This window comes from Reticulibacter mediterranei (genome assembly GCF_016587455.1).
Window position 1 is genome coordinate 393,165 of sequence record NZ_BNJK01000002.1, and the last position, 19,841, is coordinate 413,005.

The window sequence follows — 19,841 nt, forward strand, 5'->3', positions numbered from 1 at the left end:
CTTGCGGCAAGCCGTGCAAATGCAAACAGAGGTGAGTTTTGCGCCATTTCAGGGAGTTTATGTATGCAAAAAAGCAAAAAGATCTACGTCTATCTTGATAGAAACGGAGTGGCTGTATGGCTTCAGAAAGGCAAAGGTATGAAAAATATCTTCAATAATAGAAGAATGCTGGTTTGTTCCATTTTTGTCGTCCTTGCCATCCTCTCAGAACTTGTCCTCTTTCTTTGCCACTGGTTGCTCCATTTGGACATTCCCTCCTTCGCATTCATTATCCCTTTCATGTGTTTTGTTGTCAGTGGTGGTTATCTTATTGCGCTAAGGGGCGAACCTCCGTGGTAGGTATTGGCGTGCAGAGAAGGACTTGTAGCGCCAAACTCAGGTACAATCCACACCGATCTAAACAGACACATACCTCCTCAAATAATACTTTTAATAACACTTTCGAGGTACGACAGGTTCACGTCTGCGCTGTACACTGCTACCAACAACACCTACAGAGCAGAAAGGATTTTCACTATGTCTATCCTCAATCTATCATTTGATGAAGTTCTGAACACCACACGTTCGGTGCGTAAACGTCTGGACCTGACGCGACCCGTAGAACCGGAGATTATCGACGAGTGCCTGACCCTGGCGTTGCAGGCTCCGACGCCTGGCGATGCGCAAAACTGGCACTTTCTCGTTGTCACCGATCCAGCAAAGCGTGCGGCCTTGGCGGAACTTCATCGTAAAGCTGCCTCTCAGATGCGCGAAAGGGCGAAGAATCTGCTAGCCAATGCCCCGGATGAGCAGACATTAGCAAAATTGCAGCGGATGGCATCTTCAGCGTTTTACCTCGTCGATCATCTGCATGAGGTGCCAGTCTACGTTATCCCCTGCGTCGAGGGACGTGCTGAAAATCTATCAATAATTGAGCAAGCGGGCTTGTGGGGTAGCATCATTCCGGCAACCTGGAGCTTTATGCTTGCGGCCCGTTCGCGCGGTCTGGGAACAGTGCTGACCGGAAGCCATCTCGTCTATGAACGCGAGGCGGCGGAGATCCTCGGTATCCCCTACGACCAGATCATGCAGATTGCGCTGATTCCCGTTGCCTACACCATCGGCACCGACTTCAAGCCGGCCAAACGCAAACCGCTTGCAGAAGTTGTGCATCGTGATCGCTGGTAGCATAATGAATACATGGTGCGTTGCTAGATTTATTCGTTAAACTTCATAATTGATGCATCCATGAACTCCTCTGGATGCACCAATTATCCCAAAATCAAACGGGTGGAAGCTGTACAATTATTCTGATAATGAGATATACTAGAGGAAGGTAACTATCAAGGAGGATCGACAATGACAACCCTCTTCGAACACGCCGGGGGCCTTGAAGCGCTCCACCGGCTGGAGGAAACCTTCTACGCCAGTGTGCTCAAGGACCCCTTGCTCCAACCGCTCTTCGGTGCAGGACAACCCCAGCATGTTGACCATTTAACTGCCTTTACCGCCGAATCCTTTGGAGGTCCTGACCGCTTTAGCAAAGAACTCGGCTTTGACCATCTGATCGCCGTCCACCGTCATCTCAAGATTACCGAAGCCCAGCGGCAGCGCTTCGTCGAATTGTACTTGGCGGCCCTTGATACGGCCGACATGCCAGATGACGAGCCTTTCCGGGAGGCGGTTCGCCAACATATCGAGTTTGGCTCACGCGTGGCAATGCAGAACTCGCATGCGGAGCGCGACGAAGACCTCTATCCGCTGCATGAAGTCCCACGGTGGAATTGGGCGGGGGATCAGTCAGACCACCAGTAATGAGTCAGAGCGAGCGGCCCTTCGTGTGCCAGACCCGTAAGATGTGCTTCTTGGCAATCAGACACTTTCTAAACGGCACTGATAATAATTCGCCATCTCCCTCTTGACTTTCCCCTCTAGGGGAAAGTGTATGATAATGACGAAGAGACAAACTCATACATAGGAGAAGAGAGTGTTCAAGATTAGCGAATTTTCCAGGCTCAGCCAGGTTTCTATGAAAACCTTGCGCTACTACGACCACATCGGCCTGCTCAAGCCTGCGCATACAGACCCGCTCAATGGGTATCGCTACTACACAAGCGAGCAGCTTTTTCGGCTCAATCGTATTCTTGCCTTCAAGGATCTGGGCCTGACGCTGGAGCAGATCCTTCAGGCGCTTGACGAGCAGATTCCGCCCGAGGAAGTTCGCGGCATGCTGCGGCTCAAGCAGGCCGAAACACAGGCGTTGATCGAGCAAGAATATACCCGTCTGGCTCGTATCGAGGCCCGCTTGCGCCTGATCGAGCGCGAGAACGATGAACTGGTGGGACACGATGTTGTCCTGAAAGGCGTCAAAGCGCAACTGGTGGCCGCATTGCCGACTCGCGCGAACCTCTCCTCTTCCTGTCTGCCTCTCTTCTTTGAAGAACTGGATCGTTCCCTGCTCCGCGCCAGGCTGCCCGAACCGGAGATGTTGCCACATATAGTGTTGTGGCAGGACACAGGCCAGTGCCGGGACGACCAGGATGAAACGTTTGATGTTGAGGTGGCCTGCCCTCTTTCTGAGCGAATAGAGGGCGATGAGTTTCTGACCATCCGCACGCTGCCCGCCGTCCCGCTGGTGGCAAGCGTCATGCACCAGTGCCAGCCACGAGGCGTCTGTTCAGCGCTCCTCGATATTGGCCGCTGGATGGAGCAAAATGGTTATACCATCTCGCTTACGCAGCCGAGCCGCGAGGTGTATTTCGCACAGGGCAAGGATGGTCTCTACGTCACCGAAGCACAAATACCCATTGAGAAAGGTACACACAACTATGGTCTGGCATCTGGACACCTCTCACTCTGAAGTGACATTTTCCGTTAAACACATGATGTTCAGTCGAGTTACTGGCAGCTTCAACAGTTTCAGCGCCACGCTCGAAATCGACGAAGCACACCCTGAGAACTCGTGGGTAGAGGCCGAAGCAGAAACGGCCAGCATCGACACTCGCGATGAGAAACGCGACGCCCACCTGCGCTCACCAGACTTTTTCGATGCCGAGCAGTTCCCGCGCCTCACCTTTAAGAGCAAACAGGTAACACCGAATGGCGACCAGCACTATCTCGTCCTGGGCGACTTGACGCTGCACGGCGTCACAAAAGAGATCACGTTCGACGCCGAATATGGAGGTCAAATCGCCAAACAGCACAATCCCTTCGGAGATCAGCGCGCGGGCCTCACAGCCATTGCGACCATCAATCGCAAGGATTTTGGCCTGGCCTGGAACTACGCGCTGGAAACAGGCGGCGTCATGGTCGGCGAAGAGGTCAAGATCACCCTCCATCTGGAGGCGGTTGCCGATAATTGACATTGGCGGTATGTTGTCCGCTTTACGGGATGACAAGAGTTGGAAGAAAAGGGCAAGAAGGAGCCACAGAGGATGTTGGGTCAATCGTAGCGACAAGGGGTGGTGGTGTTGGGGATGTGAGGGCCTTGCGCTTGTCGCCCTCGCCACATCGTTTGTTTGCTTCCCGGTTCCCGCGTAACCCCAACGGCGACAAGCGCAAGGCCCCCGCCAAGGCCCCATGCCCCCCTTGTCGCTACGGGTGGGAGGTTTCGCGCGGCATCGCGCGAAACCTCTGTAATCTCTATCGTTGCTTGTTTAGAGCCGCGCCAGCTTCTCCGGGTTGGCGATGATCTGAATGGAGCGGATCTGTTCATCCTCCACTTCGATGGTCAGGACGGAGAACACCTGATTGCCATCATAGACGATCAGGGCGGGTTGACCGTTCACTTCGGCCATCTCTATGCGATGACCGGCAGGCATAAAGCGCCGCGTTCCCAGGCTGAAGCGAGCCACCTTATCGCGTCCGACAATGGGACGAAGAGCTGCTGTTTTGATCTTCCCGCCACCATCGGCCCAGAGCGTCACATCTTCGGCAAGCAGGCTCATCAGAGGGTTCATTTCGCCCGTTTGCACCGCCTGCTGGTAGCGGCTGAGCAATTGTCGATGTGTCTGACGCGAAGCCGGGAAGCGTGGTCGATGTTCGCGTAAATGCTGTTTCGCGCGGCTGAACGAGCGGCGACAGGCGGCCTCGCTCTTGTTGAGCATAGAGGCCATTTCGGCGAACTCGTACTCGAAGACTTCGCGCAACAGAAACACTGCTCGCTCGAATGGTTGGAGTTCTTCAAGCAAGATCAGGAAAGCCAGCGAGATCGACTCCTCCGTCTCGACCCGCTGCTCTGGATCGGCAACTTCGGCGGTCTCAGTGGTGAGGATCGGCTCTGGCAGCCAGGGACCGACATACGTTTCTCGCTTCCTGCGCGCCAATTGCAACTGATCCATGCATAAGCGCGTAATGATGGTGGTGAGGAACGCTTTGGGCGAGTGAATGGTCTCCGGAGGCGTGGCCGAGAAGCGGATATAGGTCTCCTGCACCATGTCCTCGGCATCCATCGCGCTCCCCAGCATGCGGTAGGCGATGGCGAAGAGATAGGGACGATAAGTTTCAAAGGATTCCATGCTGCACGCTCCCGCAAAACTGGTATTTCAATGCGTCCCCCTGACCGACGGGATCAACGAGACTGTTCATGTTATCGATCTTTCTCATTATAGTATTTTCTCAATCATGAATGCTGTATGTATGTGATGGGGATCATCATAAAGAAAGAGGGTTGAGCCATCGCTTTTGGGACAATCAGGGCGACCAATTTTGCAGGGAGCGTGCTAGCCAATCCGAGTTGCCAGGATTGCCGCCGTGTGCGGGGTTGTCAACACTTCGGTTGCCTGCACGCGAGTATCGTTGAGCCAGAACTCGCGCACGGGATCGGGCTGGTTGTGTAAGTGCGGGGGCCAATCCGCTTCCGGCGTGAGATCGTCCAGCACCACAATTCCGCCAGGGCGTAGAGCAGCAAGGATCATCTCTGTTGCTGTCATATCGATCTGCTGGTCAGGAGGAGCTTTGGCCGCGCCAGTATCGACAAAGAGCAGATCGAAGGGGCCATAGGAGAGGATTGCGCGCCAATCGTCATGAATGACCTGAGTATTGGGCAGATCGCGCAAAAGGTGTTGAACAGCCAGCGCCCGCTGCTCGTCGGCCTCGACAGTCACAAAGCGTGTCGTTGGAGCAATATGTGAGAGCATCCAGGCAGCACCAACGCCGGTCCCGGTGCCGATCTCGCCCACAATCCCATCTTGCACATGAGAGGCGAGAATGCTCAACAGCCGTCCCACCTCTGGGAGACACGAGCGCTCGAACCCCTGAATCCGCGCCAGATCGAGCGCCGCCTGCACTAATGGTGGAACAACAGTGCGTGATTGATAGGTTGACATTGTGCCTCCATTGAACTCAATAACCTACTGCTCATCAGGAAGCAGGTTGAGCGGTTCCAAAGCATACCAGGCAGTATAGCCACATTGCAGACAGGTGAGCGTCAGTGTTTCGGACTTTCTGGATTTCCAAAGGGTCCAGGAGCTTGGAGTGCGTCTTATCGGTGTGAGATAGATATAAGAGGCACCATGACTACTGGTCATATGGTCCTCGACGGCAATCCGTCTGCCCCCGCATTCGGGGCAAGGTTTGAATGCTGGGGCGGATTGAGGCTGTGATGACATACCAACTCCTTCTCGCTCTGTAAAAGAATACAGTTTCCCTTTTTAGAACGCAAGATGCAGGCGAATTTAGCCTATGAGAAACAGGTGACAGTGACCTTTTTCCTCTCCACGAACCCGCCAAAGAACATAGGAGTGAGAACGACTCCGAATGGCGCTTTGTGAGAACCCTGACTAATATGGTATGATGAGGATGGGAGAAAAACAAAAACCTCTCCTGGAACATTCACATGGCCTCCTCGCCGTGTCACTTGTGAGAGATTGCTCGTTAGAGGAGACCCTTTCGGGATTAAGAGAGATACTTCTCCTCGTGGAAAACCATCAGAACAAAACTACAGAACAGCTCTTTCCCCTGCCTTCTCCCTCTGGGAAGTTGGATGGAGCTTCGCTACCCGGCTTACCGCTTCCCTTGACTCACCTTCTCGGCAGGGCACAGGAGGTAGAGGAGGGTGAGCGCCTGCTGCATAACACGCAGGTTCGTCTGCTCACGATTACAGGGACCGGCGGCGTCGGGAAAACTCGTGTAGCGCTCGCCATCGCGGCTCAGGTACAGCACGACTTTCCTGATGGTGCTTACCTGTTCAACCTGGCACCTGTTCAAGACGCTTCCTTTGTCCTCCCTACTTTGCTTGAGGCTTTTTCCTTCCAGCAGAAGAGTGCCCATCCTCCTTTGGAGGAGTTGATCATCTCTCTCCGCACGAGGCACCTGTTACTGGTACTGGATAACTTCGAGCAGGTTATCGGCGCCTCCCCACTCCTGGTCGAATTGCTGACCTCGTGCCCCGCGCTCAAGGTCGTTGTAACAAGCCGTGAGCGGTTGCATGTGCGGGGAGAACACGAGTTGGAACTTCAACCACTTGCGCTCCCTGGTCCACAGATGCCCGTTAGCCCCGAAGCTCTGGCGCAGTATGGGGCCATTGCGCTGTTCGTCGAGCGTGCCCAGGCAACGCTCCCTTCCTTTCAAATGACTGCCGAGAATGCGCCGCTTGTGGTAGCCATCTGTCAGCGCCTGGACGGGTTGCCTCTAGCTCTTGAATTGGCTGCTGCGCGCCTGGGCGTCCTCTCGCTTCATGCACTGCACCAGCGCCTGACCCGTCGCCTGACCCTTTTGACAAATGGCCCACGCGATCTTCCCGCACGGCAGCAGACCATTCGTGCGACGCTACAATGGAGCTATGACTTGCTCACCCCTCTTGAACAGCGCACCTATCGATGGCTCTCGGCCTTCGTCGGCGGATGTACACTGCCGATACTCGCAGCGATTTCCGCCTGGCCTGAGAGCGAAACGGCTACACTAGAGGACGCCGCTACTTCCTTATTAGACAAGCATCTGCTGGTGAGACGAGAGCAGGAGCACGATGAGCCGCGCTTTGTCATGTTGGAGACGATACGCGAATTCGGCTGGGAACAGCTGGTTGTTTGTCAGGAAGCAGAGATGGTCAGAGCCGCTCAAGCCCGCTATTTTGTCCAGCTTGCCGAGGCAGCAGCAGCCTCGTCTGGGAGTGAACAGGAGAACTGGTTTGAGCGCCTGGAATGGGAGCGCGAGAATCTGCGTATGACGCTGCAATGGCTGGTAGAGTACGCAGAGCAAGAGCACAACGCGGAAATGGCGCTGCGCCTGGCTGGTGCTATCGCCCGGTTCTGGACGGTACGCTGGTATCGCTGGTCTAGTAGTCAGGAACGCGACTGGGTCGAACGCACACTTGACCTGAAGGTCGAGGTTTCCCCAGAGATAAAAGCCAGGGCGCTGCAAGCAGCTGCATGGCTTGCCCTCGTCCAGGATGACGGTGAGCAAGCGGAGCGCTTCTATCAGGAAAGCTTGCGTTGTTTTGGCGATGCCGAGGATGCTCGGGGAAGCGCAGTAGCCTCTTATTGGCTCGGCTATCTGGCCTGGGTCGTCCACCAGGACGAGAAGCAAGCCCAATCCTTGTTGGCACTGTGCTCTCGGCTCACCAAAGATGATCCCGTGGTGCTGGCCCTTGCACGAATAACCGCCGGGAATATTGCCCTTGATCAGGGGAAGCTTACGGAGGCACAGACGTGCCTGGAGCAGAGCGTCGCCCTCTGTCGCACTACGAAGCAGAAAAAGAATCTGGCGCGTGCGCTCCGGAGCATGGGGCGGCTCCGTTTTGCGCAGGGCGAGACGACAGATGCTCGCTCACTTTTTGAAGAAAGCCTGGCACTGTGCAGGGAGACAAAGGAAGCCTTCCACCAGGCGCGTGCCCTTGATTTGCTCGGTCAGCTTGAGCTGGAGCAGGGAAACGCAGAACTGGCACAGCCCTGGCTTGAGGAAGCACGTCGCTCCTATCACGCTCTGGGCACACAACGCCATTTCGCCTGGGTCTCTCTGCGTCTGGCAGAGGCGGCGAGGCAGCAGGAGAAGTATGAAGTGGCACACGCCTGCTATCGTAAGAGCCTGGAACTATTCGAGCGCCTGAATGAGACCGAAGGCATTGCCTCCGTTCTGCGTTCATGGGGCCAGCTCGCGGTACGGCAACACAAGCTCCAATGGGCCACGCGCCTGTGGGGAGCGAGCCAGGTATGGAGCCAGAGGAAAACTTCACAGCATTTCTCGCTTCCCGTTGATCACCTGCAACCGACAGGCGCGAACAATGAGCCTGTTGTGGCAGCCGTACGCCAGCAGCTCGGTCCGCAAGCCTTCACTGCTGCCTGGGAAGAAGGTCAGAGGATGTCTCCCGCACGCTTCCTCGCTGCGCAGGCCTTGCACGAACCTGTTGCTTCTCAATTACCAACGTCACTGCGTAAAGAAGCTGGGCCGTCTCACCTGACAGAGCGCGAAATCGAGGTCCTGCGCCTGGTTGCGCGGGGACACACAGATGCACAGATCGCAGAGGCGCTGGTCATCAGCCCCCGCACGGTTCACGCCCATCTGCGCTCCATCTACAGCAAACTGGGTCTCTCTTCACGTTTCGCCGCTATACGCTACGCACTTGATGCCCACCTGCTCTAATTTCCTCCATTGATCTCCAGTTTCAGCACCCTTCCCGCCGGCAACTACCCTCCATTACCTAGGCACTGCACTTTCGGCATCGCGGGTGAAAGATAGCCACGATTGCCGATGCTTCAAACTACCCTTTCCACATATACTCCAGGCAACAGAGTAAGTGTCCTCCAGTGGCGATGTCCTCTGGAAAACAAGAAGAAAAGAGAGTGAAAAGATGAGCATTTCAATAACCAGGAAGCCCATTCTGATCCGAGCAGGTCATAGTGACCTCTCGGGAGTCTACGCGAAACCTTCGAGCGCTCCTCGCGCTCTGATTGTGGCCTTGCATGGGGGCGGCAACTCAGCCGCTATCTTTGATAACACCATCCCTGGCGAAGCTGGCTTCCTTGATACGGCGGCCTCTCTTGGGTACGCGGTGCTGGCGCTGGATCGACCGGGCTATGGGACCAGCCAACAGATCGCCGAAGATTTGCGCACCTTTGACGGCCAGATCACCCTCCTGCGGCTCGCGCTGACCGTAGCTTGGGAGCAGTATGGAGCCGAATCAGCAGGAATCGTTCTGCTTGGTCAATCCTTCGGGGGACTCATCGTCCTTGGACTGGCAGCCAGCCATCCCGACGTGCCTTTACTTGGAGTGAGCACTCATGGAACGGGATTACAGTGGTTGCCAGGTGCCCTCCAACGCTTTCAAAGCAAGCTTTCCGATGCCCCATTCACCCAGCTTCCTTTCGATGAGAACTCCAAGTCCCTTGGGCCTGCCAACAGTTGGGTTCATGGTTCCATTGACCGCTTGAAGCAGAGTCGAACTCCTTTCCCGATGGCAGAGTTGCGTGAGGTGCTTCACTTTCCCGAGCATCTTCGCCGGATCAGTGCTGAGGTGCGCGTTCCCGTCCAGATGACCATTGGAGAGTATGACACCATCTGGGAATCCTCTGCATCCGCGCTGGACGAACTGAGCCAGCTCTTCCCACAAGCTCCATTTGTGGATGTGCGTCACCACCGCTTCCTTCCTCATCAACCCAGTGCCCACTTAGCGGCGCGTGCGTTCTACCTGCGTGAACTGGCTTTTGTCGAGGAGTGCCGGGTTCACAACAGCATGATTGCTCCCTCACACAAGCATAACCTTGCTTTCGCGCTCGATACCAAAGACGCGACTGTGTGAACACAGGTGAAAAGCCTGAGTATCCTTGAGAAGCCTGGGGAGGTATATCACCAGTTGTTTGTTGTGAGGCATCATGCTCAGAAATATCTCAGCATGGTGCCTCACAAACTATTATCCCCATCAGCCAGCATCTCAGGTGGCTTCTACCAACTAATCAGGGAAGTTGCCCGAGGCGTAACCGATGTTGTAGGGCGTGGAGATGTTGGGATAGGCAAGCATCATATCCATGCCGTGATTCGCATGATACAGGTTGTGGCAGTGAATCATCCACAGCCCCGGATTGTCGGCGTAAAAGGCCACGTCGTAGCTCTCGCCCGGACGCAGGCTGATCGTATCCAGGCGCACCGGACTCCCAGACAGCGCTCGCCCATTCTTCGTCACCACCGTAAACGTATGCCCGTGCAAATGCATCGGATGAATACCAGCGTTCCCCTCGTTGACGAAACGCAGCCGAACCAGCTGCCCCTCTTTCACCATCAACATTGGCGTGTTGGGGAACGATTGACCATCCAGCGTGAAGACCGGGCCGGGCCGACCATTGGAAAAGCCAAAGGTGTAGTTGAGCGTAATCGTATATGTCACATCAAAATGGCTCTTTGCCGTGATCGCGTCAGGCTTGGGCTGTCCGTACGTTGTGAAATCAAACTCCTTCGGTCCCACCGCTGGTACTGGCGCGACTGCCGCACCCTCCGACCCGATCACAACCGCTGGCGTCTTCTGATATGGCCCGTTCTCATCGCTCGCAATATACAGCGCCGCCGCTCCACTTTGTGGCACCTGGAAACGCAGATCGTAGCGCTGCCCACCATCGACCACGAGCGGCACCTTTGTTAAGGGCGTCGGCTCGTGCAGATCGTGCCCATCCAGGGCCGCCACCAGAAATGGTACACCCGCCAGCGTGACGAGGTGCGGCGTGTTATCGGTCTCTACCAGACGCAAACGTACCCATTGCCCCGGTTTCGCCTCTATACGCTGTCTACCCGTCGTCATGTTGACAGCAAGGGTTCCGTTCCAGGTATGCAGCGCCAGCGGCACATCAACGTCGTCGTGAACCGATGGTTTCGCGGGATCAACGATCAGAACACCGTACAGGCCGTGCCCCGTCTGCTCGAAGCTCTCTTGGTGCGAATGATACCAGTAGGTGCCCGCGTCCTTCGCCACAAAACGATACGTATAGGTCTCCCCAGGCTTCACCGCGTCCTGCGTCACTCCCGCCACACCATCGGCAACGTTAGGAACCGCCACACCATGCCAGTGGATCGTCACACCAGCCGAGAGGCGATTGCGCAAATGCACCACCACCAGATCACCCTGGCGCACACGCAACGTCGGACCTGGCGAGGTTCCATTAAACGTCCAGGCATCCCCCTGATCTTTCGCAAAAAAAGGCAGATGCGCATATTGAGCCGTTAGAGTAAACTCCGCGATATGCGCAGCCGTCTCGGGCGCATGCAAGCTGGCAATCGGAATAGCAACTCCCGATGCACCTTGACAATCAGTAGACATATTGCTCATTTGCGGCATAGTATCCATATGTTGCATCTCACCCATACATGCCGTTCCCATATTAATGACATCAGGATAACGTGAGGTCCACATCCCCAGTCCTACAACAACACCCATCGCTCCGAGAATGCAAAGGATCGTCAGCAGCACCCGCGAGGCAACTCTCCTTTTTCCTGACTTTTTTGACGCATTCATAAGCTATACCTTCTTTTCCCGATAATTCGTAATACTCTATCAAATCTCATTCGTTGATGCATCTAGAACATCCTCTGGGATGGGACAGTGTATGGCAGGGGCGATGGCTTGTCCTCGCCCTGGTCGCACACATGTATAATGGGTAATACGGGCGAGGACAAGCCATCGCCCCTGCCATACACGGGAACTCCCCACCATTCCATATGCCAAATGAAGCTTGATAGAGTATTACGAAAGGTGTGTGATCATATCGTCTAACCATGCTAATTCGGCATCAAACTTGCGAATATGATGATCGGCTATCTGGAGTATATAAGGCATCTCATCCTTGCCAATACCAGGATGCTTCGTGACCTGCTGGCTACCAGATGCGTAATGCTCCCGCAAGGTGGAAAGGTACGCACGATACTGCTGCAAGATGAGAAGCCGCTGCTCGACGGTAACGAGGGGAAATTTGGAGAGCTTCATCGTAAACAGATCAGGATAATCTGGCGTATATTCTCCCGGTTCAAGCATCAGCGCAAAGAAGCGGTCGCGACCAGCCGGTGTGGGAGAATAAACCTTGCGACCCTGCCCACGCTCGCCCGTATGCTCCCCTGCTTCCGTTTCAACTGTCGAGGTAATCAATCCCTGCTGCTCCAACCGTCGAATCAACGGATAGAGCGTTCCCCAGCTCAAGCGATGAAATGGCCCCAGAATACGCTGCATAATCATCTGCAACTTATAACCGTGTTGCGGCCCCCTCATCAGTTCACCCAGCACAAACAGCTCATATACAGGATTGGCGTTGCGCCCGCTGGCCCTCGGCTCCCGCGCATTACTCATATGACATAACCCCTCGTTTACTATCGATTCGATATAAGTATAACGAATCGATAGTAAAAAAGCAAGAGGGAACTTAGATCATTACGTATTCATAACGGTCGCCGCAACATCCCGTATATGGTAGGGGCGAGGCTGGCCTTCGCCCGTTTTATGATAATATACGCTTATTATCTTCTTTTTCTCCTCATTACGCCACGCAGCAACAAGAAGGCAACGATGGCTACAGCCGCCACCGACGCAGTTCTAACCATACGCGCTCGCGCCAGCCGCCTGATCTGATTGCCAGGAAAATTCTCGCGGTCGTTGAGATGTGGGAAAGGCACATCTGGCACCGGCACATCTAGAAATGAGCAGAGCGGCTCCCAGCCCTCCTTCACACTATAAACCAGCAGTTTTTCGGGCGGCACATAGTTCTTGACCTCCTCGTTATGCTGGTTAAACACAGAAATCGCATATTCTTTATCCTCAAAGCGCTGCTGAAAGGTGCCCTGCCAGATGAGGCGGTTCACCATCGAAACTATCTCGGTAACGCCCGGCCTTATCAGCCGCATCAGCAGCATGAAAAGCGGAGCAAAGGGCGAACTGCTGCGCCGGCTGACCTGATAAATGGTGCTGCTCACGCTCTCGTACCACTTCTCGGGATCGCGCACGCTCAACAACACTTTGGCGTCAGGGTACGTGTCCATCAATTGCTTGTAAAAGGTGCAGGCGGGCCAATCGACCGTCGCCTGATAATCGCGAAACAGTTTTGTCCAATCGACAGGCTCGCCTCGAGTGGCTGCGTTCCAGGTAGGCACATGTTCGGGATGCTCGAATGCCTCGACCATATGGTAACAGGGACCAAATCCAAGTATCTCCAGCGCCTCCTTGAGAGAGCGCGTCCCCGTACGCCCGAAGCCAGCGCCGATGATCTTCAATCCATCCACCTTACGGCCTGCTCCAGGCTGAGGAACCATCTTTTCCTGTGACATAAAACTTCTCCTTCTTCTATATCGTGGTAGTGAAATAGAATGGAATATATTCATATTGTCCCATTTCTCTTCGCTTTCTGCCACCCCCTTGACAATCTGCTAATCGTCTGTTATACAATTAACATCGTTAAGTTAAAGGAGAAAGCATGAGCAAAGCGACGGACACACGCAACGAACGCATACGCAAGGCCAGTCGGCATCGCCGCGACCAGGAGAAGGAAGAGCTGAGAAATATCATCCTCAAGGCCGCTGGCGAATTGTTTCTGGAACAGGGCTATGATCGCTTCTCGATGAGGCAGCTTGCCGAGCGCATCGGTTACTCCGTCGCGACCCCTTACCTCTACTTTCGCGATAAAGACGACCTGCTGTTTACCGTCGTCGATGAGGGCTTTGCGCGCTTCAAACAGCAACTTGCACAGGCTGCCGGTAGTAATGACGATCCCTGGGAACGACTGATGGAGCTGGGGCGAGCATACGTCAACTTCGGCCTGCGCAACCCGGTTTACTACCAACTCATGTTTATGTTGCGCACCGACTTTCTCACGCAAACATGCACCGATGAGGAGCAGCCACGCATCGCCGCGTTTCTCATCCTGCGCGACGCCATCCAGTATGCAATGGACGCAGGCGTTATGCAATCAGGCGACGTGGAGAGCTACAGCGATCTGTTCTGGGCCACCATGCATGGTGTCGTCGCGCTCTCGATCACCATTTCCGTTTTCGATGAGGAACGCGTACAAAATCTGACTAACCTGGCTCGCGCCATGATCTTTAAAGCTTTCTCGCACAGCTAGTAGCGACAATCCCTTGTGGTTGTCGCACTATCCCTTGTGGTTGTCGCACTATCCCTTGTGGTTGTCGCACTATCCCTTGTGGTTGTCGCAGCTTTTTACATAAAACTTAACGGTGTTTATTGAAATAAGGTTGTTTTATCGGCGTAACGACAATCCCTCGCGGTTGTCGCGGAACCTGTTTTTACAAGGAGGAGATACGATGCCTGAACAATTCGCACAAGGGTTTACGACGTTGAAGGAAGAAATCGCCTGTGATAGTTTGCCGGTGCAGGGAAGCATCCCAACATGGTTAGAGGGGAGCCTCTTTCGTACGGGTCCGGCGCAGTTCGAGGTGGGCCAACAGCGTTATCGCCACTGGTTCGACGGGCTGGCAATGCTGCATAGCTTCTCGTTCCAGGCAGGCGCGGTCTCGTACGCCAACAAGTTCTTGCAGAGTCCGGCATACAAGGCGGCGAAAGAAACCGGCAAGATCAGCTTTGGCGAGTTCGCGACCGATCCATGCCGCTCCATCTTTCAGCGCGTCGCCTCAGCATTTTCGAGCGAAAGTGGTGCCAACGCCAACGTCAACATCAGCAAGATGGGTGAAGCATTCGTGGCCCTCACCGAAATTCCCCTCCCGGTCGAATTCGACTCGCGCACTCTGGAAACTGTTGGGGTCATACATCATGACGACGGGGTAGCGGGGCAGCATAGCACAGCGCACCCGCATTATGATCCGATCCGTCGTGCCGGTATCAACTCAATTACGCAATTTGGCCCGAAAAGTCATTATAATATCCACACCATCGCCGATGGCACTACGCAGCGCACGCTTATAGGCTCGATCCCGGTTCGCGAGCCAGCGTATATCCACAGCTTCGGCATGACGGAGAACTATATCGTGCTGGTCGAGTTCCCGCTGGTCGTCAATCCGCTCAGCCTGCTTACTCACGGCAAACCGTTTATCGAGAATTTCCAATGGAAGCCGGAGCTGGGCACACACTTCCACGTCATGCGTGCTGTAGATGGGCGGGTCGTCAAGAGCTATCCCGGCCCAACATTTTTCGCCTTCCACCACATCAATGCATTTGAGCGAGGAAACGATGTTGTGGTCGATATCGTGACCTATCCCAACGCCTCGATCATCGATAATCTCTACCTCGATAAAGTCACGACTAACCATGAAACCGCGCTCTGGGGAGCCTTTACCCGCTACATTTTGCCGCTTGATGGCGATGCGCTGATCGAGGAGGCCATCACGGAGGAAGGCATCGAGCTGCCACGCATCAACTACGAGCGCAACAACGGGCGCGAGTATCAATTCGTCTATAGCTGTGGCGGCGACTGGGCGAATCCGAACGATTTTCTCAACAGGCTGGTCAAGATCGATGTGCAGGCAAAAACGGCGCAGACCTGGCAAGAGGACGGCTGCTATCCGGGCGAACCGATCTTCGTTGCCGCCCCACAAGCGCATGCCGAAGACGAGGGCGTGCTGCTGTCGGTCGTGCTCAATAGCGCAAAGGGCAATTCCTTCCTGCTCGTGCTGGATGCGACCACATTTCGCGAACTGGCCCGCGCCGAGGTGCCGCACCACATCCCCTTCAGCTTTCACGGCATGTATAGCTCTCTTCGGGAATTTGAAGGGAAATTTTGAAATTGGTCAAAAATTGCTATGCCAGGATCTTGACCTAGAGTACTCTAGGTATTGCATAATTCCTGTATGGTAAATGATACAGAAACAAAAACGCCTGCCCACTTCACGCTTCAGGAAGTGGTCGAGAGAAGCGGCCTGAGCGAACATACGCTCCGCTATTATGAACGCATCGGCCTGCTTGAGCCGGTGAAGCGCGAGAACAGCAGCAATCATCGCAGATATACCGAAGAGGATCTGTGGAAAATTGAGGCGCTGGCCTGCTTACGCACAACCGGGATGTCGATTGAGGAGATGCGAACGTATTTTGCGCTCCTGAAAGACGGAAAGGCAGCAGCCGATCAACAACTCGCCCTGTTCGAGGCACGGCGAGCAGTTCTGGAGCGAGAACTGGCCCAGAAACGCGAGCATTTGCGCTATCTGGAGCATAAGGTGGCGTATTGGAAAGCTGTACAGAGCGGTGACGATGCAAAGGTCAAAGAGATCAGCGAAATCACCGCTGGCCTATCGAAACAGATCATACAGGAAAAATAAGCTTTCCTGCTGATAAATTTTAACAAATATTCTCGTCGTAGTCGCGCGATTTATCGCGCTTGTACGAAAATGCGCGATAAATCGCGCGACTACGACGAGAGTTAAAGCTTATGAAGGGAAAAACTCATGAAAATTGCAATTATCACTGGTGGCAGTCGTGGACTTGGCAAAGCAATGGCGATCAGCGTTGCCGCTCACGGGCAGGACGTAATCCTGACCTATCAACATAACAAACAAGACGCAGAGGCAGTTGTCGCACAGATAGAGCAGAGTGGTCGCAAGGCCGTAGCGCTACAGCTCGACGTGTCGGATAGCACATCGTTCCCGGCCTTTAGAGATGCGGTCAAGCAAGCGCTCAAGCAGACGTGGAATCGCGACACCTTCAACTTCCTCGTCAACAATGCTGGCATTGGCATTTACGCACCGCTGGCGGAGGCAACTGAACAACAGTTTGACCAGTTAGTGAATATCAATCTCAAAGGGCCGCTCTTTCTGACGCAGATCTTATTGCCATTGATAGAGGATGGTGGACGCATCATCAACATCTCATCGGGATTGGCGCGCTTCTCTGGTCCGGGTTATGGCATCTATGGAGCGCTCAAGGGTTCGATAGAGGTGTTGACGCGCTACATGGCGACGGAGTTTGGTTCGCGCCACATCACTGCAAATGTGGTTGCCCCTGGCCCCATTGCCACCGATTTTGGAGGCGGCGCTGTGCGCGATAATGCAGCATACAACCAGGCGCTAGCCTCACGAACCGCGCTTGGTCGAGTTGGAGAGGCGGAAGACATTGGCGGCGTCGTTGCGTCTCTGCTCAGCGACGAGATGCACTGGATTAATGGGCAAAGAATCGAGGCGTCGGGCGGTATTAACCTTTAATCGTAGCGACAAGGAGGGTCTTGGCGGGGTCTTGCGCTTGTCGCTGGTGGGTCACGCTGCAACCAGGGCCGGGAAACATATAAACGGCATGTCTGTTGGGTCTCCCGTAGCGACAAGGGGTGGTGTGGAGGTCTTGGTGGGGGCCTTGCGCTTGTCGCTGGTGGGTCACGCTGCAACCAGGGCCGGGAAACATATAAACGGCATGGCGAGAGCGACAAGCGCAAGGCCCCCACCAAGACCTCCACACCACCCCTTGTCGCTACGAGTGGGAGGAACCTCTATTCGTTAAAAATGGCTTTTTCTTATTTGAGTGCCGATGGTTTGACGCCTGCCGGGATTGGGCAGACATAGCCACCGCTCAGGCGCTCCCACAGTTCTGCTTGTGCCTGCGCGATAATTTCGGGATGTTCTACCGCTTCTACTGCCGTTGCTGCCATCACTTTCCCGGCATGCAGCATTCCCTTATGACCGATAGAGGTAGCGCCAACCGTCACAACCTGCCATGTGTGCGCGGGCGTGCCAACCACCCAACACGCGGTCGTACATTGGATCGTCGGCGTAATCCAGCTCACATCGCCCACGTCGGTTGAGCCGCCCATCGATTCCCGCACGTATTCCGATTGCAATGGACGCACCCGCTCCGCCAGCGCTTGCTCCCTGATCTCCCCATCCTCCACATTGTTCCGCTCGGCATCCGACAGACTCGCCCTGATTCTGGTTGCCATAGCCCTCTCCGCGTCGTCATACGTGGGGACGCCGAGCGCGGTGAAGTTCCTGTACATCACGTCTTCCAGCACGTGATTTGGCACAAGGTTTGAACAGGCTTTGTCAAACACAATCTCAACCTGCGTGTCCGTCATCAGGGCCGCACCTCTGGCAATATTGCAAACCCGCTGATAGATCTCCTCAACCTGAGCAATTTTCGGCGCGCGAATGAGATACAGCACGCTTGCATCGGCCTGAACTACGTTGGGCGAGATGCCGCCATTGTCCGTGATAGCGTAATGCACCCGCGCCTCCGGGATAATATGCTCCCTGAGATAATTAACCCCGATATTCATGAGTTCGACCGCGTCGAGCGCGCTTCGGCCCAGGTGTGGCGAGGCGGAGGCATGCGAACTCACGCCCTTGAATTTATAGTAAACCTGATAGTTCGCCAGGCTCGTTTCCGTTGTGACAGTGTTGTCGATGCCCGGATGCCAGGTCAGGCAACAATCGATATCGTTAAACAGCCCTTCACGCGCCATAAATGTTTTGCCCGAACCACCTTCTTCACCTGGACAACCATAATACCGCACGGTTCCCGCAATGTTATGGCGCTTCATGTAATCGCGTAGTGCCACCGCAGCCGCCAGCGCCCCGGTCCCCAGCAGGTTATGCCCGCAGCCATGCCCGTTGCCACCTCGTACGACTGGTTGCCTCTCGGCCAATCCCGCCTGCTGGCTCAATCCACTGAGCGCATCGAACTCGCCCAGAAACGCGATGACAGGCTTTCCACTGCCATAGCTCCCGACAAAGGCCGTCTCGATGCCACCGATGCTACGCTCAACTGTAAATCCCTCGCGTTCCAGCGCCTCACAGAGCAATGTGGCAGAGCGAAACTCTTCAAATCGGGTCTCCGCATACTCCCAGATTGTATCGCTCAACGCAATAAACTGATCTCGCTTCTCCTCAATGATCTGCTCTATTTCAGCTAAATACTGCACATGACTCTCCTTCCAGCTTATGCAAGCGGGTGACGTGCCAGGAAATCGCTGACAACGCGGCTGGCCTCCTCGCGAAATTCAATAAAATAGCCGTGCCGTCCGCCCTTGACCAGATAGAGTTCGGCATGAGGGATGCGTTCGGCGAGCAGAGGAGCGTTGGCGGTCGGATTCAACTCGTCCTCGCTGCCGTGAATAACGAGCGTTGGTGCCTGGATGGCTGGCAACAGATCCCAGGAGTCGTGCCCCTCGCTTGCTCGATAGTGTAGTTGTCGCACATATTCGGGCAATTGTGGCGTCTGAAGCAGATATGCCTCGATCTCAGGATGAGCGGCAATCCAGGCGGGCGAATAGAGCATGGAGAGCGAAAAGCGCACGCCTTCGACCGGATCAGTGGATGGCTGGGCCATATGCGCGTTGATCTCAGGCGAACGGGCAACGCCATGCACATTTCCGGGCGTCGTGCAGCCTAGCACCAGCGAACCGATCCGCTCCGCATGGTCGATCCCCAACCACTGACAGATGCGTCCGCCCATCGAGATACCGTACGCGTGCGCTCGCGGGATGTTGAGGTGATCGAGAATGGAGATGGCGTCCTGAGCAAAGCCGCGCGTGCTATAGGGTGGTGCCGTTGGCTTGTCGCTGCGACCCGTTCCGCGATGGTCATAGACAATGACGTGATACTTCTTCGCAAAATCGTTGCGCAGCGCATACCAGCCCGTGTGGTCGCTGCCCTGTCCGCTGATAAGCAATAAAGGATCGCCGGTCGTGCTCCACTCTTCAAAATAGAGGCGCGTCCCATCCGATGCAGTTGCATAAGGCATAGCGTTTTCTTCTCCAAGCAAATTAATACCATAAACGTCATAGTTACACTATGATTGTGCATATGCAGAAATGCGCTGGGGGAGAGAAAAGGTTCCTCCCACCCGTAGCGACAAGGGGACGTGTGGAGGGTCTTGGTGGAGGCCTTGCGCTTGTCGCCCTCGCCACACCGTTTGTCTGTTTCCCGGTCCCGGTTGCCGCGTGACCCCAACAGCGACAAGCGCAAGGCCCCACCAAGACCCTCAAACACCCCTTGTCGCTACGGGTGTC

At 55.0% G+C, this 19,841-nt stretch carries 18 protein-coding genes; 10 read left to right on the top strand and 8 right to left on the bottom strand.

The window, feature by feature from the left end; translation table 11 throughout:
- Positions 1 to 516: 516 nt before the first annotated feature.
- From K3T83_RS39980 to K3T83_RS39995, 4 genes are all read left to right on the top strand, one after another.
- The gene (locus K3T83_RS39980; protein ID WP_220208731.1) at positions 517 to 1,167 is read left to right on the top strand and encodes a nitroreductase family protein; all 651 of its coding nucleotides are present in this window, start codon (positions 517 to 519) and stop codon (positions 1,165 to 1,167) included.
- A 171-nt stretch (positions 1,168 to 1,338) separates the two neighbouring features.
- Positions 1,339 to 1,794: a group II truncated hemoglobin gene (locus tag K3T83_RS39985; protein WP_220208732.1), complete on the top strand. Its 456-nt coding sequence runs from the start codon at positions 1,339 to 1,341 to the stop codon at positions 1,792 to 1,794.
- A gap of 172 nt (positions 1,795 to 1,966) precedes the next feature.
- Positions 1,967 to 2,839, top strand: coding sequence for a MerR family transcriptional regulator (locus tag K3T83_RS39990; RefSeq protein WP_220208733.1), 873 nt, complete (start codon positions 1,967 to 1,969; stop codon positions 2,837 to 2,839).
- Positions 2,808 to 3,341, top strand: coding sequence for a YceI family protein (locus tag K3T83_RS39995; protein ID WP_220208734.1), 534 nt, complete (start codon positions 2,808 to 2,810; stop codon positions 3,339 to 3,341). Before K3T83_RS39990 ends, K3T83_RS39995 begins: the two co-directional genes overlap by 32 nt.
- Positions 3,342 to 3,635: 294 nt before the next feature.
- Here K3T83_RS39995 and K3T83_RS40000 read toward each other — a convergent pair whose 3' ends face one another.
- The 3 genes from K3T83_RS40000 to K3T83_RS40010 all read right to left on the bottom strand — a co-directional run bounded on the left by K3T83_RS40000 (position 3,636) and on the right by K3T83_RS40010 (position 5,588).
- Positions 3,636 to 4,496 carry an RNA polymerase sigma-70 factor gene (locus tag K3T83_RS40000; protein ID WP_220208735.1) on the bottom strand — a complete coding sequence of 287 codons (861 nt, stop codon included), beginning with the start codon at positions 4,494 to 4,496 and terminating at the stop codon, positions 3,636 to 3,638.
- 204 nt (positions 4,497 to 4,700) lie between these two features.
- Positions 4,701 to 5,306 (bottom strand): O-methyltransferase, encoded by a 606-nt coding sequence (locus K3T83_RS40005; RefSeq protein WP_220208736.1) that lies wholly within the window; start codon positions 5,304 to 5,306, stop codon positions 4,701 to 4,703.
- Between the two features lie 24 nt (positions 5,307 to 5,330).
- Positions 5,331 to 5,588, bottom strand: a complete 258-nt coding sequence (locus K3T83_RS40010) for a hypothetical protein (protein ID WP_220208737.1) — start codon at positions 5,586 to 5,588, stop codon at positions 5,331 to 5,333.
- Between the two features lie 307 nt (positions 5,589 to 5,895).
- Here K3T83_RS40010 and K3T83_RS40015 point away from each other — a divergent pair, with 307 nt between their 5' ends.
- Both K3T83_RS40015 and K3T83_RS40020 read left to right on the top strand, forming a co-directional pair.
- Positions 5,896 to 8,556 (top strand): tetratricopeptide repeat protein, encoded by a 2,661-nt coding sequence (locus K3T83_RS40015; RefSeq protein WP_220208738.1) that lies wholly within the window; start codon positions 5,896 to 5,898, stop codon positions 8,554 to 8,556.
- Between the two features lie 208 nt (positions 8,557 to 8,764).
- On the top strand, positions 8,765 to 9,712 hold the full coding sequence (locus K3T83_RS40020) for an alpha/beta hydrolase (RefSeq protein ID WP_220208739.1): 948 nt from the start codon (positions 8,765 to 8,767) through the stop codon (positions 9,710 to 9,712).
- A gap of 150 nt (positions 9,713 to 9,862) precedes the next feature.
- Here K3T83_RS40020 and K3T83_RS40025 read toward each other — a convergent pair whose 3' ends face one another.
- The 3 genes from K3T83_RS40025 to K3T83_RS40035 all read right to left on the bottom strand — a co-directional run bounded on the left by K3T83_RS40025 (position 9,863) and on the right by K3T83_RS40035 (position 13,209).
- Complete coding sequence (locus tag K3T83_RS40025; protein ID WP_220208740.1) at positions 9,863 to 11,413, bottom strand: multicopper oxidase family protein; 1,551 nt, start codon at positions 11,411 to 11,413, stop codon at positions 9,863 to 9,865.
- Between the two features lie 228 nt (positions 11,414 to 11,641).
- Complete coding sequence (locus K3T83_RS40030; protein WP_220208741.1) at positions 11,642 to 12,238, bottom strand: PadR family transcriptional regulator; 597 nt, start codon at positions 12,236 to 12,238, stop codon at positions 11,642 to 11,644.
- 167 nt (positions 12,239 to 12,405) lie between these two features.
- Complete coding sequence (locus K3T83_RS40035; RefSeq protein ID WP_220208742.1) at positions 12,406 to 13,209, bottom strand: sulfotransferase family protein; 804 nt, start codon at positions 13,207 to 13,209, stop codon at positions 12,406 to 12,408.
- Positions 13,210 to 13,355: 146 nt separating this feature from the next.
- Here K3T83_RS40035 and K3T83_RS40040 point away from each other — a divergent pair, with 146 nt between their 5' ends.
- From K3T83_RS40040 to K3T83_RS40055, 4 genes are all read left to right on the top strand, one after another.
- Complete coding sequence (locus tag K3T83_RS40040) at positions 13,356 to 14,003, top strand: TetR/AcrR family transcriptional regulator (RefSeq protein WP_220208743.1); 648 nt, start codon at positions 13,356 to 13,358, stop codon at positions 14,001 to 14,003.
- Positions 14,004 to 14,202: 199 nt separating this feature from the next.
- Positions 14,203 to 15,636: a carotenoid oxygenase family protein gene (locus K3T83_RS40045; RefSeq protein WP_220208744.1), complete on the top strand. Its 1,434-nt coding sequence runs from the start codon at positions 14,203 to 14,205 to the stop codon at positions 15,634 to 15,636.
- A gap of 66 nt (positions 15,637 to 15,702) precedes the next feature.
- Complete coding sequence (locus K3T83_RS40050; protein WP_220208745.1) at positions 15,703 to 16,167, top strand: MerR family transcriptional regulator; 465 nt, start codon at positions 15,703 to 15,705, stop codon at positions 16,165 to 16,167.
- A 126-nt stretch (positions 16,168 to 16,293) separates the two neighbouring features.
- Positions 16,294 to 17,046 carry an SDR family NAD(P)-dependent oxidoreductase gene (locus tag K3T83_RS40055; RefSeq protein ID WP_220208746.1) on the top strand — a complete coding sequence of 251 codons (753 nt, stop codon included), beginning with the start codon at positions 16,294 to 16,296 and terminating at the stop codon, positions 17,044 to 17,046.
- Positions 17,047 to 17,348: 302 nt separating this feature from the next.
- Here K3T83_RS40055 and K3T83_RS40060 read toward each other — a convergent pair whose 3' ends face one another.
- Together K3T83_RS40060 and K3T83_RS40065 are read right to left on the bottom strand one after the other, a co-directional pair.
- Entirely contained in the window at positions 17,349 to 18,752 is a 1,404-nt protein-coding gene (locus tag K3T83_RS40060) for a M20 family metallopeptidase (RefSeq protein ID WP_220208747.1), read from the bottom strand.
- A gap of 17 nt (positions 18,753 to 18,769) precedes the next feature.
- Positions 18,770 to 19,573, bottom strand: a complete 804-nt coding sequence (locus tag K3T83_RS40065; protein WP_220208748.1) for an alpha/beta fold hydrolase — start codon at positions 19,571 to 19,573, stop codon at positions 18,770 to 18,772.
- Positions 19,574 to 19,841: the final 268 nt, after the last annotated feature.

Coding starts and splice junctions, on each gene's coding strand:
- K3T83_RS39980 (WP_220208731.1), top strand. CDS start 517: ATGTCTATCCTCAATCTATCATTTGATGAAGTTCTGAACACCACACGT.
- K3T83_RS39985 (WP_220208732.1), top strand. CDS start 1,339: ATGACAACCCTCTTCGAACACGCCGGGGGCCTTGAAGCGCTCCACCGG.
- K3T83_RS39995 (WP_220208734.1), top strand. CDS start 2,808: ATGGTCTGGCATCTGGACACCTCTCACTCTGAAGTGACATTTTCCGTT.
- K3T83_RS40000 (WP_220208735.1), bottom strand. CDS start 4,496: ATGGAATCCTTTGAAACTTATCGTCCCTATCTCTTCGCCATCGCCTAC.
- K3T83_RS40005 (WP_220208736.1), bottom strand. CDS start 5,306: ATGTCAACCTATCAATCACGCACTGTTGTTCCACCATTAGTGCAGGCG.
- K3T83_RS40010 (WP_220208737.1), bottom strand. CDS start 5,588: ATGTCATCACAGCCTCAATCCGCCCCAGCATTCAAACCTTGCCCCGAA.
- K3T83_RS40020 (WP_220208739.1), top strand. CDS start 8,765: ATGAGCATTTCAATAACCAGGAAGCCCATTCTGATCCGAGCAGGTCAT.
- K3T83_RS40025 (WP_220208740.1), bottom strand. CDS start 11,413: ATGAATGCGTCAAAAAAGTCAGGAAAAAGGAGAGTTGCCTCGCGGGTG.
- K3T83_RS40030 (WP_220208741.1), bottom strand. CDS start 12,238: ATGAGTAATGCGCGGGAGCCGAGGGCCAGCGGGCGCAACGCCAATCCT.
- K3T83_RS40035 (WP_220208742.1), bottom strand. CDS start 13,209: ATGTCACAGGAAAAGATGGTTCCTCAGCCTGGAGCAGGCCGTAAGGTG.
- K3T83_RS40040 (WP_220208743.1), top strand. CDS start 13,356: ATGAGCAAAGCGACGGACACACGCAACGAACGCATACGCAAGGCCAGT.
- K3T83_RS40045 (WP_220208744.1), top strand. CDS start 14,203: ATGCCTGAACAATTCGCACAAGGGTTTACGACGTTGAAGGAAGAAATC.
- K3T83_RS40050 (WP_220208745.1), top strand. CDS start 15,703: ATGGTAAATGATACAGAAACAAAAACGCCTGCCCACTTCACGCTTCAG.
- K3T83_RS40055 (WP_220208746.1), top strand. CDS start 16,294: ATGAAAATTGCAATTATCACTGGTGGCAGTCGTGGACTTGGCAAAGCA.
- K3T83_RS40065 (WP_220208748.1), bottom strand. CDS start 19,573: ATGCCTTATGCAACTGCATCGGATGGGACGCGCCTCTATTTTGAAGAG.